5 protein-coding genes are annotated in these 4,440 nt (G+C 55.4%); 1 reads left to right on the plus strand and 4 read right to left on the minus strand.

Annotated elements, in window-relative coordinates; translation table 11 throughout:
- Positions 1-31: 31 nt before the first annotated feature.
- The 4 genes from J4D99_RS21645 to J4D99_RS21660 all read right to left on the minus strand — a co-directional run bounded on the left by J4D99_RS21645 (position 32) and on the right by J4D99_RS21660 (position 3,504).
- Positions 32-220, minus strand: a complete 189-nt coding sequence (locus tag J4D99_RS21645) for a hypothetical protein (protein ID WP_208133840.1) — start codon at positions 218-220, stop codon at positions 32-34.
- Between the two features lie 203 nt (positions 221-423).
- A complete protein-coding gene (locus tag J4D99_RS21650) occupies positions 424-993 on the minus strand; it encodes a replication/maintenance protein RepL (protein WP_072144847.1) in 570 nt (189 codons plus the stop codon).
- Positions 994-1,230: 237 nt separating this feature from the next.
- Positions 1,231-2,520, minus strand: coding sequence for a MobV family relaxase (gene mobV / locus J4D99_RS21655; RefSeq protein WP_208133841.1), 1,290 nt, complete (start codon positions 2,518-2,520; stop codon positions 1,231-1,233).
- Positions 2,521-3,012: 492 nt separating this feature from the next.
- Positions 3,013-3,504: an OB-fold protein gene (locus tag J4D99_RS21660; RefSeq protein ID WP_208133842.1), complete on the minus strand. Its 492-nt coding sequence runs from the start codon at positions 3,502-3,504 to the stop codon at positions 3,013-3,015.
- A gap of 286 nt (positions 3,505-3,790) precedes the next feature.
- On the opposite strand from J4D99_RS21660, the gene J4D99_RS21665 reads away from it, so the two are divergent.
- Positions 3,791-4,234: a DMT family transporter gene (locus tag J4D99_RS21665; RefSeq protein WP_179225632.1), complete on the plus strand. Its 444-nt coding sequence runs from the start codon at positions 3,791-3,793 to the stop codon at positions 4,232-4,234.
- The last annotated feature ends 206 nt before the right edge of the window (positions 4,235-4,440 follow it).

A 4,440-nucleotide genomic window follows, 5' to 3' on the forward strand; every position in this document is an offset into this window, starting at 1 on the left:
ATTCATACCTTACTGGCAGCATTCAACCTGCTTAGCTTCCGAGTCGGAGGTTTTCCCCTATTTGTTTAACAACACCCAATAAAAGACCGCCGTAAATCAGAGCTGACTTTTTGCGCGTAGGGGCTTGTTTGTCCCAAAATAGGCTCTTTTTGGGGCTAAAAATGCCAACTATAAGCAGTACAAAACTTGCTAAAACAAGGATGGTGTAGACGTTTTCCATTAAGAAAGGACTGTTGAATTTGAGGTAAAAGTAGGATTAAGATGGTTGTGCTGCACCTGGTGCAGGTGGCCGTGGATACCAGCACCAACCCCGCTTCAGGTCTTGCTCCTCGACGGTGGCCAGCACTGGCGGGCCGGCGACGTGGGGCGGGTACTTCAGCTCGTCCGGGAGCTGCGCGTATTCTTCAGCACTGAGCATGGGGGCTAACCTATGTTAAATGGGGGAATGGCATCAAATACCGACAATTGTTGTGGGTCGCCCTGCTTTAACTTCTTCTTTTTGACGTAGCTGCGCACAAAACTCACCCGGTCCCCATTGAACATTATCATGGGGTTGATGAAGTACACATTCTCGTTGTAGCCCCTGGCAAGGATTTTTGCTTCTATCAGGCTGGCGAGCGCGGCATAAATGGGCTTAATGCTCTTGTACTGGGTGTATTCCATGCACTCATCAATGAAGAATTCCAGCTTGTCAGATTTGGGCTTCATCTTCTGCATGATGTACCCAAAAACCCTAATAGCAGGCTTGGAAAGCTCCCAAAAGCTCTCGAATTGGCTTAAATAGAGCTTGGTGAATTTTTCTTCGTCCACCTCTATCTCCCGAATGAACATAGTATGGCCCAAAATCTCGCCTGTCTTGGGGTCGAATGCTTGCAGCATTGCACTCTCACCAGTGCGAGTTGCGGTCTTGTACTTGCGAGAAATTTGCACCTCGTCTAATGCCTTATCTAAGAAGGGATTAGTTCTGTTACGTTCAAAATCGGAAAGTTTCACTTTACAAAAGAGGGCTAAAAAGGAAAAAATGATTTCCCTCAAAGGTAAAACTCACTTTCCAAATAAGCACTAAAAACGGAAAGTTTCACTTTCTTTTTAGTGCTTATTTATGCCAAGTGAAACTTTCTAAGGTGGAAAGTCCAGCTTTCCAGTATGGAAAGTGATTAGTATTAGTAATCAGGTAGTTAGACAGGGCTACTTCTTAAGTTCTTAAATTGAGGGTATTTCGGCCTCGAATTACATGCCGATTCCACCCCCTCGGCTTTGGCCTTTGCTCTGTTTCAATGCTTGCTGGGCCGTGCGCTCGATGGCGGCCGTAAGCTGCGGGCCGATAAACTGCCCATTGGGCTGAATTTCGGCGGTTTTGAATCTCGCGCCGGTCTGCTCGTGGACCAGTATCGTGCCCTTGCTCTGCTCGTCGCGCTCAGCGTGGTAGCCTGCGGCTTTTAGCTTGGCCTGGAAGTCGGCTGCATCCTTCACCGGCTTGGCAAGGGTCTGCTCTAGGGTGCTCACGAGCGCCTGGCGCGTTTCCTCGCGCACTTGCTGCCCGTACTGCTTCAATTCGGGCAAATCGGCCCCCTGGGCGTACTGCACGGCCGTGCGGTCGTAGTCGCGGGAAAGAATTACTTCCTCCTGCTGCGCGGTCTGCAAGGCCCCGAAATGGCCCTGTTTTAGCCCCTCTGACGTGCTCAATTGCTTTTGGAGCACTCTCACCTGCTCCGCTGCGGCCGTGTTCGCCTGGGCGAGCTTGGCGACCTGGGCGAGCTGCGCCCGCGCGGCCTCAGCCTGGCGGGCCAGCTCGGCGTTAATCCGTGCTTCCTCGCCGGCTTTCCACTCGTCCCGCCCGAGTAGGGGCGGGTCGGTGAGCTGAAATGCCGGCGCCGGCACCTGGGGCCGGGTCAGCTCGGCCACGCGCTGCGCGTGCTGGGCCTCCAATCCATACAGGCGCTGCATCGGGTCGTGCTTGGCCTGGCTGTGCTCGACGCCACGTTCAAACCCGTGCGGGGCCATTGCCTGGGCGTATTCGGTTTGGAGCTGGCGCAAGCTCTTGGGGTTGAATAGCTGGTCGGCCGACAAGGTGTTCTTGTCCGTGATGGGGGCCAGCACCGCGTGAATGTGGGGGGTCTTTTCGTCCTGGTGCAGGGTGAACGATACGATGTTCTTGGCCCCAAACTGCTCCTTCAAAAAATTCAAATTGTCCTGCGCCCATTTGCTTTTCGAGTAGTCGGCCGCTCGCCCATCCTGGCCACGTACAAACCCCTCCGGGCTGCCGGTCAGAATTACCTCCATGCCGCGCACGGAATCCGACCGGACGCGCCTCACCCCGGCTTCCTGAATGCGGGCTTCCAAAAGGCTCCAGTAGTCTTTTTTCTCGTGGTTGACATACTCCCGGTTTGGGTGGGGGGCCTCCTTGTCGGCGTTGCCTATCGAGTGGGGGTGCTGCTCCTGGCGGTAGTTGTGGCCGGTGGCCGACAGGGCGTGAGCCTGGGTCTTGATTTTGGCAACTCGGATGACGGCGTAGGGCATGGGGCAGTGGGGAGGTAAGAGTGAGCAGGCAGCTTGGCCCCATCCCTTTTTTACCTCGGGGGAGCAGGGGGCAGAGCCCCCAGGGGAACGAGCTGCCCCGCAGGGACCACGGTTTGAACTTGGGGAAGGGGCGCGTAGCAGGCCCCTTCCCCAAGTTCAAACCATAGTGGGTTATGGCTTTGTTTTTTCTGGGGGTGGTTAAGGTACGGATTTTTGCCCTATCTTCGCCCTGCTTACCCGAAGCGGACTTGTTTGGTAGAGGTATCGAGCAGGAAGGAATACGGTGAGCGGCCATAAATGCCTAATCCCCGGCCAGCAGTGTTGAAGGTTCGCCCTCTACTGCCTGGCCGGGGATTTTCTTTCCCTTTTGTTCGGTGTCGAGCTGCGGGCCTTTCCTCCCCACTGCCCCCTGCTCAACTCGTTCTCCTGGGGCGCTGCCCCTGCCCCCCGAGGTAAAAAAAGGCATGGGGCCAAGCTGCCTGCTCACTCTTGCTAATCGACCACTAGGGTACAATCCTTCATCAGGACGTTCATCATTAGCCCGTCGCACTTACCCTTGAATGTTACCCGCTGCCCTTTTTTGAAGTCGGCTGCAATGTCCTCGTTATCGAAATAGCACTGCACCTCGCGCAACATTCCATCACCCTCTAAGGTCACGTAAATATCGTCCATCACGTCCTTTTTGATTTCCGAAACAGTGCCCTGGACGTAGAACGTTTTCCCCTTAAAGTCCTTATCTGCCTTCACCTCATTCTCCTGGTATAAGTCCACAAGCTGACGTGCTCCGATGGTCTGGTCAGCCCGTTCTTTGGCCTCCTGTTCCGCTTGGGCTTTGTACTTGGCTTCATACTCAGCGGTCATTTTTTTCTTCTCCGCTTCGGTCATCGGCTTCTCGACCGGCTCCGCTACTGCCTCGCTGGTAGGGGCTGCTGCTTGTGCGGTCGCTTGGTCCTTTTTAGGGTCTACCGAACTGCCGAGTAGCACCAGGGAAACGAATAAAGGGTGTTGTTAAACAAATAGGGGAAAACCTCCGACTCGGAAGCTAAGCAGGTTGAATGCTGCCAGTAAGGTATGAATGCGGCGTAAGAGTAGCGAGGAACGATGGTTTTACACGTCCCTTAAGGCCATCGAAAAAGGACAGTAAAAACGAACGTTTGTTCTGGCGCTGGTGCCATCCATTCCTCACATTATCATTTGATAGTACCTTACTGGTACCTCAATAAAAAGCCAAGCCGTTACCTGACGGCCGTGGATGTTGGCAAATCCTCCTATGAAATACCTGCTCCTGGGATTATTGGTCCTGGCCGGCGCAGCGATTACGCTACAGTCAGCCGTGAATAGCCAACTCAAAACCGCCGTGCCGCATGTGCTGTGGGCCGTGCTCATCTCCTACCTGGGCGGCAGCGTGGTCGCCGGGGTATTGCTGCTGCTCACCCAGGCCCCGCCGCTGGCCCTGCCCGCCCTGGCCCGGGTGCCGTGGTACGGCTGGACCGGCGGCCTCCTGGGCGTGGGGTACGTGTTGACCATCACCTGGTCGCTGAAGCGCGTGGGGGCCGCCAACTTGTTTGCCCTGGTCGTGGCCGGCCAGTTGGTGACGGCCCTGCTGCTCGACCAGGCCGGGTGGCTGGGCCTGGAGCGGAGCGCCTGGTCGGTTTCCAAACTTGTCGGGGTCGCCCTGCTGGTGGGCGGGGCGTATTTAATCAACCGGCCGTGAACGCTGGGGTAGCAGGGACTTAGAGGCGTTTGCCGTCTCCCCTTTCTTCCCTGACCGAAAGTTCCGGTTCCACCTCCTGCGCGGTCCTGTTGGGCTTTCAAGCCGGAGGTTTTCCCCTATTTGTTTAATAACACCCTTTATTCGTTTCCCTGGTGCTACTCGGCAGTTCGGTAGACCCTAAAAAGGACCAAGCGACCGCACAAGCA

Origin of the sequence: Hymenobacter sp. BT559 (assembly GCF_017571525.1) — a bacterium.
In the GTDB taxonomy this organism is placed as follows: Bacteria; Bacteroidota; Bacteroidia; order Cytophagales; family Hymenobacteraceae; genus Hymenobacter; species Hymenobacter ginsengisoli.

Coding starts and splice junctions, on each gene's coding strand:
- J4D99_RS21645 (WP_208133840.1), bottom strand. CDS start 220: ATGGAAAACGTCTACACCATCCTTGTTTTAGCAAGTTTTGTACTGCTT.
- mobV (WP_208133841.1), bottom strand. CDS start 2,520: ATGCCCTACGCCGTCATCCGAGTTGCCAAAATCAAGACCCAGGCTCAC.
- J4D99_RS21665 (WP_179225632.1), top strand. CDS start 3,791: ATGAAATACCTGCTCCTGGGATTATTGGTCCTGGCCGGCGCAGCGATT.